Annotated in this window: 11 protein-coding genes; all 11 read left to right on the top strand. The window is 33.4% G+C overall.

Annotated elements, in window-relative coordinates; all coding sequences use genetic code 4:
• The first annotated feature begins 123 nt into the window (after positions 1-123).
• The 11 genes from T384_RS0100230 to T384_RS05925 all read left to right on the top strand — a co-directional run bounded on the left by T384_RS0100230 (position 124) and on the right by T384_RS05925 (position 12536).
• Complete coding sequence (locus tag T384_RS0100230) at positions 124-1320, top strand: acetate kinase (protein ID WP_027119348.1); 1197 nt, start codon at positions 124-126, stop codon at positions 1318-1320.
• A gap of 309 nt (positions 1321-1629) precedes the next feature.
• Positions 1630-2559 carry a hypothetical protein gene (locus tag T384_RS0100220; RefSeq protein ID WP_027119347.1) on the top strand — a complete coding sequence of 310 codons (930 nt, stop codon included), beginning with the start codon at positions 1630-1632 and terminating at the stop codon, positions 2557-2559.
• Positions 2560-2864: 305 nt separating this feature from the next.
• Complete coding sequence (locus T384_RS0100210; protein ID WP_027119346.1) at positions 2865-4253, top strand: FAD-dependent oxidoreductase; 1389 nt, start codon at positions 2865-2867, stop codon at positions 4251-4253.
• A gap of 286 nt (positions 4254-4539) precedes the next feature.
• Complete coding sequence (locus T384_RS0100205; RefSeq protein WP_027119345.1) at positions 4540-5613, top strand: thiamine pyrophosphate-dependent dehydrogenase E1 component subunit alpha; 1074 nt, start codon at positions 4540-4542, stop codon at positions 5611-5613.
• 12 nt (positions 5614-5625) lie between these two features.
• Complete coding sequence (locus T384_RS0100200; protein ID WP_027119344.1) at positions 5626-6597, top strand: alpha-ketoacid dehydrogenase subunit beta; 972 nt, start codon at positions 5626-5628, stop codon at positions 6595-6597.
• A gap of 69 nt (positions 6598-6666) precedes the next feature.
• Positions 6667-7095, top strand: coding sequence for a biotin/lipoyl-containing protein (locus T384_RS07520; RefSeq protein WP_036498582.1), 429 nt, complete (start codon positions 6667-6669; stop codon positions 7093-7095).
• A gap of 88 nt (positions 7096-7183) precedes the next feature.
• Positions 7184-7912, top strand: a complete 729-nt coding sequence (locus T384_RS07515; protein ID WP_052663372.1) for a 2-oxo acid dehydrogenase subunit E2 — start codon at positions 7184-7186, stop codon at positions 7910-7912.
• A gap of 44 nt (positions 7913-7956) precedes the next feature.
• The gene (gene lpdA / locus T384_RS0100190; RefSeq protein WP_036498578.1) at positions 7957-9363 is read left to right on the top strand and encodes a dihydrolipoyl dehydrogenase; all 1407 of its coding nucleotides are present in this window, start codon (positions 7957-7959) and stop codon (positions 9361-9363) included.
• Positions 9364-9371: 8 nt separating this feature from the next.
• Complete coding sequence (locus T384_RS0100185) at positions 9372-10394, top strand: lipoate--protein ligase (protein ID WP_027119342.1); 1023 nt, start codon at positions 9372-9374, stop codon at positions 10392-10394.
• Complete coding sequence (locus T384_RS0100180; protein ID WP_027119341.1) at positions 10375-10758, top strand: hypothetical protein; 384 nt, start codon at positions 10375-10377, stop codon at positions 10756-10758. The genes T384_RS0100185 and T384_RS0100180 overlap by 20 nt, the downstream gene beginning before the upstream one ends.
• Positions 10759-11042: 284 nt before the next feature.
• Entirely contained in the window at positions 11043-12536 is a 1494-nt protein-coding gene (locus T384_RS05925; protein WP_052663371.1) for a serine hydrolase, read from the top strand.
• Positions 12537-12583: the final 47 nt, after the last annotated feature.

Genomic DNA, 12583 nt, shown 5'->3' with positions numbered 1-12583 from the left:
TAAGGCTATTGCTTAAATTATATCGTTTTAAAAAATATGAATGTTTTAAAAATTGCTTTTATGAATTATTTTATTGTTAAAGGTATAAAATACTTAATAGTTATCAAAAGGAGTTACTAATTAATGACAACCGATAAAATTCTGGTAATCAATGCCGGATCTAGTTCTATTAAGTTTCAAGTCTATGATGAAAAAGAAGCAGTTTTAGCAAAGGGATTATGCGAACGAATTTTCGTTGACGGAAGTTTCGAAATTGAAGCTAATGGCAAAAAACTTTCTAAAAAAGTTGATTTTCCAGATCATGAAGCAGCTTTTAAATGTATTTTAGATCATTTATTAAGTTTGAAAATTATCTCTAACCTTAATGAAATTAAAGGAGCCGGACACCGTATCGTTCAAGGGGCAAGTTATTTCAAGAGTTCAGTTTTTGTTGATCAGAAGGCATTAAACAAAATTGTTGAATACAGTGCACTTGCACCATTGCATAATAAGGCTGAATCTGACGTTATTAAAGTTGTTATGAAATTAGTTCCTGCTGCAAGTAATGTTGCTGTCTTTGATACTACCTTTCATGCAACTATGCCTGCCAAGAATTATAAGTATGCAGTTCCTCAAGAATGAGAAACAAAATATTTAGTAAGACGTTATGGTTTTCACGGAACTTCGTACCGGTACATTACTGACAGAATGGAAAAGCATTTAAAGAAATCAAAAGTAAATTTAATTGTTTGTCATTTAGGTAATGGTGCATCAATCTGTGCGATTAAAGATTCACAATCATACAATACTTCAATGGGTTTTACACCTCTTGAAGGGTTAGTCATGGGAAGCCGTTCAGGAGATATTGATCCTTCAGTAGTTGAATATGTAATGGCTTGTACTAAAATGAGTGCAAACGATTTAGTTAACAAATTAAATAAAGCAAGCGGTTTATTAGGACTTACTGGTTCTTCTGATATGCGCGATGTTGAAGCAAACGCCAAGAATAATATTGTCGCTTTAGAAATGTATGCTTCAAGAATCGCTGATTATATCGTTAAATACTGAAACCAATTAAAAGCCAAAGTTGATGCCATTGTTTTCACTGCAGGTGTTGGTGAAAATAGTAAGCCTTCTTTATTGAGGATTTCTCAAGAACTTGGTGGTTTGAAGATTTCTTTAAATGAAAAAGCTTTTGATGAAAAGTATTCAGACTTGCGTCTTGTGAGTGATAAAAAATCGCCCATTCCAGTTTATCAAGTAAGAACAAACGAAGAATTAATGATTTTACGAGATGTTAAAACTTTTGGAAAATTAAAAAACGTAAAAAAAAGTAAATAACAAAACTACTAATTAGCATTAACTGAAAAAATGATTAATATCAATATTTATGTCAAAAAGGAAAAAATGGCCATTGCCATTTTTTTATGCTTTGATTGACATAATTTATCAAAATAGCGTTTTTATTTTGGTCAACAAAATTCGCACCCAAAGTGGTGATAATTTATGCAAATAATTATTTTTAATATTTTATTTGGGTGTATAATATTTGCCGTTTCTAATATCTGATTTAATTTTTGAAGCATGACAACCTCATAGTATTTGGACTTTATTTTAGGTGGTTAGATAAAATATATAAAAGGAAATAATATGGGTATTCATCCGTTTACTGCTATATTTCAAGATGCAGCATCCGAGATTGCTTCAAGCAATTTTGTAACCTCGCTTGATAACGCTTATAGCGTTATTGCAGGTATTGGTGTTGTTTTTGTTATTCTTGTAGGTGCACCGCACTTTATCACTTTGTTAAGAACAAAGAATTCTGAGGAAATTTCACTAGCTTCGTTTTGAATTTTCTTCAGTTCATTAGTCGCATTTTGTTGATTAGGAACAATGACCAGAAATCTGGAATTAGTTATTGCCGAATTTTTAGCAGTTATGGTGTTCGGTGCTCAAATGTTTTTGATAGTTCGTTATCGAAAAGTCTCGCGTTTGAGTATGCCAAAAAAATACATTAGTTATTCGATTATTGTTCTCTATGTTGCAATTAATGTAATGTTTATGGGATTAACAGGTGGAAAGATCTTTGGTCCTGTAAGCACTCCACTTCCTATTGTTGCTAGTGTGCCACCAAATTCAGTTGTTTCAATTTCTTCAGATGAAGCAGCTAGTTTAAATAACTTAGCGCTATTCCCTAATGTTTTAGCTCCTGTGCTTTTATTAACTTCTTTCATTCCACAAACAATTATTGGAATTCGCAAGAAAAATTTACCAGCTCAACCTTACACTTACATTTTTATAGTTGTTATTTATAATGGTTTATGAACTATTGCTTGAGCAATTCAAATTGCAAAATTCCAATACATTATTGATCAATTGAATGCTGCAAATACAATTGCAGCAATCCCCGGAATCAAGGAAGTGATTCAAGGAAATAGCCAAAACTTAGGAATTTATTCTTTCCAATTCATCTTACAATTCTTGTCGTTCGCTTTCTGTGTCGCGCAACTTGCTTATTGACACTTACAACACAAAGAATTAATAAGAAAAACTGGAAAAAAACATTATATTTGATACTAAATTGTTTTAAATTTAATAAGTTGGAAAAATCAAAAACAAGGAGTAGCAGATGATTAAATCTGCTTCCTTGTTTTTTGTTATAAGTTAGCTAAAGTCATAACAAAATTATCGACTAAATAGTTTGTCGTTAATCTCTTTTTTTTTAAAAAAATGTTTTTTTGCATTATATTTGTTCTTTTTTTGTTTCCTAAAATATTTTTTTATCTTGCTGTTTATATCGAAAAACATAATTTTTATATAGAATATAGATGTAATTTTAAGGTATTAGGTTGCAAATTTAATACCAAAATTTTAGGAGTAATTAAATGAAAATAATTGTAGTAGGAGTTAATCACGCTGGTACATCTGCCATTCGTACTTTATTAGCGCAAAACCCTCAAAACAAAGTTACTGCATATGATCGTAACGACAACATTTCTTTTTTAGGATGTGGAATTGCATTAGCAGTATCTGGTATTGTTAAGGATATGAAAGATTTGTTCTATTCTAATCCAGCTGAACTTCAAAAAATGGGTGCTAGTGTGTTTATGCGTCATGAAGTTATGAAAATTAACACTGACACAAAAACAGTAGTTGTTAAAAACTTAGACACTAACGAAATGATTGAAGATAAATATGATAAGTTAGTTGTAGCAGCTGGTTCTTGACCAATCTGCACACCAGGTGCTGAATTAAACTATGCTGACAAATATTGTGGTGGAATTAAAAACTTAGTTGCAAGTAAAACTTACCAACACGCACAAGAAATCATTCGTGATATGGAAGACCCAGCAATTAAACGAGTTGCCATTATTGGTGCGGGATACATTGGTATTGAATTAGCAGAAGCTGCTATGGAACGCGGTAAAGAAACTACTTTAATCGATTTACTTCCAGCTCCAGCTGCACATTACTATGACCATGAAATTTCTGATATGTTAGCAGCATCAGTTAAAAAAGCTGGTGTTCATCTAATGGTTGGTACTAAAGTTGAAGGTTACACTGTTAACCAAGCTAACAAAACAATTACTGGTGTTCAAACAGACCACGGTAAAGTTGAAGCTGACTTAGTTATTCAATCAATTGGATTCCACCCAAATACATCATTGTTGCCTAATGCTAAAAAAGTTAAAAACGGCGCAATCATTGTTAATGAACACTGTGAATCTTCAATTCCAGACGTTTATGTAATTGGTGGTATGGCTGCTTTATATAATGCAGCAACAGGTCAACATATGGGTATTGATTTAGCAACTAATGCTGTTAAAACCGGAATCGCTGCAGCCTGCCATATTAATGGGGCTGGACACGTTGCTTTAGAAAGCGTTGTTGGAACAAACGCAATCCACGTATTTGGTAATCATTTAGCAAGTACTGGAATTTCTGAAGATGCTGCTAAGCACATGGGTATTGAAGTTGCTACTTCTTTCTGAGAAGACAACGACCGTCCTGAATGAATGAACACTTATGACCGCGTTAAATGTAAACTTGTCTTTGACAAACAATCATTACGTTTGTTAGGTGCTCAAATTGGATCACACAACACTAATCACACAGAAACAATTTATTATTTAGCTTTAGCTATTCAAAAGAAAATGACTTTGATTGATTTAGCGTTCACTGATGTCTTCTTCTTGCCACATTACAACAAACCATTCAACTTTGTTTTAGGCGCAATTATGCAAGCACTTGGACTTAACTACTTTAAGGGATAAAATCTTTTAAGTATCTTATTTAAAAAACGGCTCAGGGGTTTTAAACCTGACCGTTTTTTTATTTTGTTTATCATGCTAAAAAGTCTTAAATTACAAAAAAATTGACTGTCTTATTAAATCATTAAAAAAATCGTATTTTCGTTGCTTTATTTCGCTATCTAAACAAGCGTTTTTTTTAATTTTTTTAATTTAAAAGGTAAAATAAGAGCCAAGGTATGAACCTTATATAATATAAGGTTTTACTTTTATAAGCACGGTTGGCGTGCCAGATTAAAGGAAAATATCGATGTCCATTCTTGTCAAAAGTAAGATTCCTGAAAGTTTTTTTCAGGTTTTAGATATTGATGGTAAATTAGTAGATGGTTATACACCTAATTTATCAGTTGAAAAGGTGTTAGAAGCATATAAGTTCATGAACATTAGTCGGCAAAAAGACAAAAAGATGCTGAACTGACAACGTTCAGGTAAAATGTTGAATTTTGCACCTAATTTAGGTGAAGAAGCACTTCAAGCAGCAGTTGCTCTTGCAATGCATAAAGAAGACTGATTGGTTCCAGCATTCCGCAGTGATTGTTTGATGAACATGCGTGGTGTTCCCCTTCATACCTTAATGTTGTATTGAGCGGGAAATGAACTTGGAAATGTTTTCCCTGAAGGCGTTAACGTTTTACCGATTAACATTACCATTGGTGCACAAATTTCACACAATGCTGGAATGGGATATGCTTTAAAGTATCAAGGTAAGAAAAACGCTTCGGTTTCTTTCATCGGTGATGGTGGAACAGCTGAAGGTGAATTCTATGAAGCAATTAATATGGCTGCAATTCACAAATGAAACAGCTTATTCTGTATTAACAGCAATGGTTTTGCAATTTCAACAAGACCACACAATGAATCAGCTGTTAGCGATATTTCATCAAAAGCTATTGCCTTTGATATTCCACGCGCTCGAGTTGACGGAAATGATCTATTTGCATCTTATGATGCTGCTCGTGATGCGCTAGCTTACGTTCGCAGTGGGATGGGTCCAGTAATTCTTGAATTCGTAACATTCCGCCAAGGTCCTCACACAACTTCAGATGATCCTACAATCTACCGAACTAAAGAAGAATTAGCTGAAGGAATGAAAAAAGACCCAATTGATCGTTTACGAAAATGATTGATTGCTAATGCGCACTGAGATGACGCCAAAGAAGAAGCGATGCAAAAAGAAATTGCTGACTTAGTTGAAGCAGAATACGCAATTTGTGCTGCAAATATGGGACATGTTTCAATTGATGATATTTTCGATTCTCAATATGCCAAAATCACTCCTGAACTTGCTAAGCAAAAAGCCATTGCTAAGAAATACTTTGAATAGGATATAAAGATTATGAGTAACAAAGCACGTAATAATATTGAAGCATTAAACAATGCGATGGACCTTGCCTTAGGCAGTGATGACAAAGTTGTTTTATATGGTGAAGATGTCGGTTTTGAAGGTGGTGTTTTTAGAGCAACTGCTGGATTACAAAAAAAATATGGTGAACAACGTGTTTGGGATTCACCAATTGCCGAAGCGGCTTTAGTTGGAACCGCAATTGGAGCAGCTTTAGGTGGATTAAAACCAATCGTGGAAATTCAATTTGATGGTTTTTCATTCCCTGGATATATGCACTTATTTGCTCATGCTGCACGTTACCGAGGACGAACTCGACAACAACGCCATGTACCAATGGTATTACGGATTCCAATGGGCGGTGGTATTAAAGCGCTTGAACACCACAGTGAAGCATTAGAAGCAATTTTCGCTCATGTTCCTGGATTGAAAGTAGTTTATCCTTCAAACCCGTATGATATGAAAGGATTGTTTTTAGCAGCCGTTGCTGACCCTGACCCAGTTGTTTTCTTGGAACCTAAAAAAACTTACCGGGCATTTAAACAAGAAATTCCAGATGAAGCATATACTGTTGAAATTGGCCAAGCAAATATAATTCAAGAAGGTAAAAAATTAACTTTGGTTACTTTTGGTTCTCCAGTAATTGATTGTTACAATTGAATTCAAGCTTATGGTGAAGACGCTGTGGAATTAATTGATTTACGCACAATTTCTCCATGAGACAAAGAAACAGTTTTAGAATCTGTTCGTAAGACTGGTCGCTTGTTGGTTGTTCATGAAGCAGTTAAATCGTTTAGTGTTTCCGCTGAAATCATTGCTTCGGTAGTGGAAGCCGGAATTACTCTTCATAAACCACCGGTTCGAGTAACTGGTTGAGATATTTCAATTCCATTAGCAAAAGCCGAACACATTCAATTTAAACTTGAAGACCGTGTTAACGATGCCATTAAAGAATTATTGGCATAGTTATAAAACACTAAGTATAGTCAAACTTGAAATAATAACTTTAGAGAGAAAGGATCCCTAAAAAAGATTATGTATGAATTTAAATTTGCCGATATCGGCGAAGGACTAGAAGAAGGTAAAGTTAACGACATCCTTGTTAAAGAAGGCGATGTTGTTAAAGCCGATGATCCAGTTTTGAACGTTGAAACTGATAAAGTAACTACAGATATTCCAACTCCGGTTGGTGGTGTTATAACTAAAATATTCGTGACTCCAGGTGAAGTGATTCATGTTGGTCACGTGATTGCTTTAATTGACGAAACCGCTAGCGTTAGCGCTCCGGTTGCTGAAGTTGCACCAGCACCTGCTCCAGCTCCAGTTGAAGAAGTGAAAGTTGAAGAAGTCCACGAAGAAGTCAAACAAGAAGAAGCTCAACCATCAGGCGGAGCTTCAGTTGTTGGAGAAGTAAAAGTTTCTAACAAAGTTTTACCATTATTTGGTAGTCAAAAGAAAAAATAACTTGATTGAAAAAGTCGCTTGCTCTTGCTTTGTCAAGACGAGCGGCTTTGTTATTAAAATCAATCCCATTTATTAAAGGAGCTCAATCATGAGTACTGAAATTAAAATAAATCCTGGTGATACTTTACTAGAAGTGTCAACCATTCGTGGTGCCATTGCTAAACAAATGAATGTTGCTAAAGCCGAAATTCCTTTTACAACATTAACTTTTTATATGGATGTTACCAACTTGGTAAATTATCGTAAGCAAGTTAAAGACGAAATTATGAATCGTCATAATTTAAAATTAAGCTTTTTACCTTTCTTAGTGAAAGCAGTTATTTATGGGATTGAAAAATACCCTATTTTTAACGCTTCATATGAAAAAGAAGCTAACAAAATTCACTTAAAAAAGGAAATTAATTTTGGAATTGCTGTAGATACTGAAAATGGTCTAATGGTTCCTAATATTAAAAATGCGGGAGCATTATCAATCGTGGAAATTGGCCATAAAATTGGTGAACTTGCAAAAAAAGCTCGAGATAAGAAATTAGGCTTAACTGACATTCGTGGCGGTACCATTAGCCTAACTAATTTTGGTTCAATTGGCGCTGCTTTTGGTGTTCCAATTATTAATTTTCCAGAAGTTTGTATCGTTGCCCCAGGAAACATCGAAGAACATGTTTCTAAAAACGCTGAAGGCAAGTATATTGTGAAGCAATTTATGCCAATCACAATTGCTGCTGACCACCGTTGAATTGATGGTGCTGACATTGGTCGGTTTGCCAAGGTATTAGCTGAACATTTAACAACTCTTGACGGCTTAAAAGTTGCTTAAGAATATAAAAACAAATATTTTTGAAAATAATCAGGGATAACATAATGAATAATTTTGATTTTGATTTAATTATCATCGGGGCTGGTCCTGGTGGTTATATGGCTGCTGAACAAGCAGGCCATTATGGAAAAAAGGTATTAATTATTGAAAAAGGAATGTATGGTGGTGTTTGTTTAAACATCGGTTGTATTCCGACTAAAGCTTTAATTAAAAGTGGTAAAATTGCTCACTATTTAGAAAATGCAAGTTCTTATGGAATTGAATTTTCTGAAAACGCATCTTTTAAACCTAACTGAGCGATGATTCAAACTCGTAAGCAAAAAGTGGTTGATACTTTAGTTAATGGCGTTAAATATATTTTAAAAGCTGCTAAAGCAACTGTGATTGAAGGTGAAGCTAGTTTTATAGATGATCACACAGTTCAAGTTAACGGAAAAAATTACACTGGTGAAAATATTTTAGTCGCAACCGGAAGTCGTAACCGTTCACTAAATTTACCAGGATTTGCTGAATCTTATAAATCTGGAAAAATGATAGGTTCAACCGAAGCATTGAATTTACCTTCAATTCCCCGAAGATTTACCGTAATTGGTGGTGGGGTTATTGGAATTGAAATCGCAACCATTTACCGCAGCATGCATGCCGAAGTTACGATTGTTCAAGGCTTAGATCGAATTTTAGAAAAATTAGACAGCGATATTAGTCGTCACGCTTTACGGCACTTGACTGATTATGGTGTTAAAGTTATTTTAAATGCCAAAATTATTAAGTCTGAAGGTGGCAACTTACATATTAATGTTGATGGTAAAGATCAAGTCATTGAAGGTGATTACATTCTTGAAAGTGTTGGTCGTAAGGTTAATGATGAATTACTTGAACCACTTAATCTTGATCGAGATGAAAAAGGCCACATTAAATTAAATGAATACTTACAAACTAGTAAGCCGCATATTTACATGGCTGGTGATGTAACAGGTCAAATGATGTTAGCTCACTATGCATATCACCAAGCACGGTTTGTGGTAGATCACATTTTACACCACAACCCAATGCGGGTTTTACCATTATTCACTCCTGGTTGTATTTACACCCATTCAGAAATTGCGACTATTGGTTACACCGAAGAATACTTAAAAGATCACAATATCCCTTATGTAAAAGCTGTTTTACCTATGACATCAAATGGAAAAGCGATTGCTGATGGAGAAACACGCGGAATGATGAAGATGTTAGCCAATAAAGAAAACGGCCAAATTTTAGGGGTTCATATGATTAGTAGTGCTTCAAGCGATATGATTAGTGAAATTGCTGTAGCTTTAACTAACGGAATGACTGTGTTTGATATTTATGGTGCAATTCATCCCCACCCAGCTATTGCCGAATCTATTGGTGATGCTGCACGTAAGATTATTTACGAAAATTTTAAAGATCATATCTTTAATATTCAATAATTAAACTTATGCCCCTTTTGTTTATTTCTCATACCACCGATCCATATTTCAATGCCGCTACAGAAGAATACTTACTAAAAGAATACGATAATCCAAATAACGAGCCAATCCTTTTTATTTGACAAAACGACAACACCATTTTTGTTGGTAGAAACCAAAATACATTTAAAGAAATTAATTTGGTTAATGTCAAAAAAGACCATGTTAATCTGGTCCGACGGTTTTCTGGCGGAGGAACAGTTTACCAAGATTTGGGTAATTTATGTTACACAATCATTGATGATGTGCAAGTTAACAAGCCAAGCCAATTTGCAATAATCGGCCAACCTGTTGTTGATTTTTTGCAAAACATTGGAGTTAATGCCGTTTTTCATGGTCGCAATGATATTGAGATTGACGGTAAAAAAATTAGTGGAAATGCCCAATATTTGTACAAAAAGAAGTTGTTACAACATGGAACTTTAATGTTTAACGTTAATTTTGAATTACTCAATTTGTATTTAACCGTTGATCCAACCAAGATCGCCGCCAAGGGAATTGATTCAATTCGTAAACGTGTGACTAATATCGTTGATCATTTATCAAAGGATTCAAAGTTGCGCGATGTCGACCATTTTAAAAAACAGTTATGTGATTGATTTATTATTCACGAATCTGCTCAAACAATTGAATTAGATGAAAAAGCTAAAACTTGGATAGCCAACCGTGCCAAGTATCACTTTAGTACATGAGAATGGAATTATGGTGAAACTAAAGAATTTTCGTTTATCAATAAAAAGAAATTTCCTGGTGGATTAATTGAAGTTAATTTACAAACTAATGAAGGTAAAATCACCGATATTAAATTTTATGGTGACTTCTTAAGCGTGAGTGATTTAAGTGAAATACTTAATCTTTTCATCGGCGTCAATTTCGAACAATCAGCAGTTAATACCGTGTTAGAAAAAATCGATTTAAGTAAATACTTTGGAACTATCCAAGCTAATGAAATTTTGGAATTAATGTTTGATAATGGAAAATCGTCTAGTTAATTTATCTTATTGTAAGCAACTTAAAAAATTTGTTAAACAACTTTCAGATCACGTATGACAAGAATTAAGTTTGCAACAACTTGTTAGTATAGATGATTTACAAAAAGATCAAACCCTAATTAATAAGTGTCCTGATTTTGCAAATTTTATAGTGAATGAGTTAACTGCCAATGCGATTTGTGGCAGCGTTGATGCGTTTGCTAGTAAGTATTCGTATTTACCTTATTTTCTTTTTTCGAGTTTAGTTTTAAGGTTTTTCAAACCGTTATCAATCTATTGCGAAAAAAAGCTCCCAGAAGTTATTGCATATGAAGAATTACCTGCGTATTTGCGCTATTTAACTCATTCACAAAATCATCATTAATTTAGTATCTTCAAATACATGTCAAAAATCGCTTCGGCGATTTTTTTTCATGTTTTTTTGTTTAAATCCAAAATTAATGGTTTATTTTTTCTTGCTTATTCATTATTTTTAAAGTTAATTTTTGATCATTAATTAGAAAATTTAAAGAAATTAGAAACAAAATTGGATTAACTATGGAAACAAAAATATAGTGGTTCTATAATCATATTTAGTGCAAAAAAATTGACTTAGGCGTATGATTAGGGTAATTAGCAAAAACTAATACAACACAACGGAGACAAATAATGTCAAAAAATATACGTGGTAGTTATAAGGTAGATTTGAATGGCGCGACTATTGATCGCTTAATTGGGAATTTTATGGAAGAAAACGAAGTTGGTGGTTTAGCTTTATCAATAGTTCAAGCTCCATATATTAGTCGGGTAGTAAATTATGGAACGGCAGCTGCTAATAGCGAAGGTGAAAAACTGGTGTCAGGGAATACTGTCTTTCCAGTCGGAAGGATTTCTCAAGGATATATGGCAATTGCGGTTATGCAAGCTTACGAAAATAAACTGCTTGATTTAGACGATAGTATCGATAAATTTTTCAAAGTTGATAAACAACTGAAAGCAATTAAAATAAAAAATCTTTTGCAACACACTAGTGGTTTAATTGATTTTACTAAACGAAGTGATTATAGTCCTATTAAAATTTATGATAAAAAACAAATTGCAGAATGAATTCTTAAATCCGCTTTGCATCATGAACCAAATACGCAAATTGAACAAAATCCTTCAAACTTTTATTTATTATCTTTAATTATTGATAAAGTAACAAAGATGAGTTATGAAGCTTGGGTCAACAAAAACCAAATTGAACGGCTGAAATTAAAAAATACCTTCTTTTTAAAAGATAAAGCTAAGCACATTACTTTAGAAAAAGTAAAAAAGATTCATGATCACCAACGTTTCAAACAAGAAGTTGCTTACATTGATGGTCAAGAAATTGCTGAAAGTCAAGATGATAATCTAATTGAAGATGTTAATTTAAGAGGCTACTGCGATATTTATGCTTCTGCATACGAAATCAGTTTTTGAGATATAGCTTTAGCAGGAACAGTTTTAGTTAAAGAAGGTACCAACCGCAAATTCATTTATTCTGGGATGGAATTGAATGGAAAAACCATCAATGCTTCTTGCGGATGACAATTTACTCATTCTAAAGGATTTATGGATATTTACGATAATACTAATGGATTTACAACTTACTTGTCAAGATTTACTGATCCTGCTGATTTAGTGTGTGTTACTATTCTAGCAACAAAACAAGGCTTAGAAGTTACAGAATTAGCGCGGGAGATAGCAGCAGCATTTAAGACCGATTTAATGGTACCAGCTAACCAAGATTTATTCACTACAGTTGAATCTCGTTTGAATGCGCCAGATACTTATGAAAAATTAAAAAAATTAATTCAAAAATCAGGTAACACTATTTTTGCAGAAGTAGACCATCAAAAGAATGCTGTTGACGCTAAAATGAAGTTGAACTTTAATAAAGTAATAACTTTTGGTAATCCCGCAGTAGGTACTCATTTAATTCAAGACAATCCATGAATGGGATCGAGGTTACCTTTATCAATTGGGGTTTATGAAGATTCTAGTGCAAACGTTTGGGTTACTACAGAGAACTTAATGAGTTTTGCAAAGCTTTATAATCTCGATAGTAAATGTCCCGTATTAAAGAAGATCAAAAAAGCTGTTGTTACTTTAATTAATAAAGCTGCTAGTGTTTATTAATATTGTTTAAAAATTAATTAGTAAACTAAATAAATTGAAAACCAAAA

The organism is Mycoplasma testudinis ATCC 43263, from assembly GCF_000687795.1.
GTDB lineage: Bacteria > Bacillota_I > Bacilli_A > Mycoplasmatales > Mycoplasmoidaceae > Mycoplasmoides > Mycoplasmoides testudinis.
Note: the sequence above shows the minus strand (reverse complement) of the source record. Positions and strands in the feature narration are given on the sequence as shown.